The sequence below is a fragment of the Salifodinibacter halophilus genome, assembly GCA_012999515.1.
Lineage (GTDB): Bacteria > Pseudomonadota > Gammaproteobacteria > Nevskiales > Salinisphaeraceae > Salifodinibacter > Salifodinibacter halophilus.
The window spans coordinates 1-245 of record JABEEB010000576.1 but is presented as its reverse complement, the minus strand read 5'-3'; the positions used below and the strand labels follow the sequence as shown (position 1 = coordinate 245).

Genomic DNA, 245 nt, shown 5'->3' with positions numbered 1-245 from the left:
CGCAGCATTTCGGCCTGGCGGATCGCGTTGCCTTTTCCGCGGCCGAGCTTGTCGCGCGCGGCCTCCAGCGTCTTGTGGGCGCCGTCGAGCTGGCTCGCGGCTTTGTCCAGATCGGCCACGAACGCGGCCAGCTTGTCGTACAGCAGCGCGCCGCGCTTGGCGATCTCCTGCGCGTTGCGGCTCTGCGCTTCCTGCCGCCACAGGTGCTTGATCGTGCGCACCACGAACAGCAGCGTGGACGGGCT

The 245-nt window shown here is 69.0% G+C and carries 1 protein-coding gene; it reads right to left on the bottom strand.

Annotated features, from left to right (window positions below; genetic code table 11):
• A partial coding sequence (gene rmuC, locus HKX41_12890; protein NNC25031.1) for a DNA recombination protein RmuC occupies positions 1-245 on the bottom strand: 245 nt, incomplete at both ends.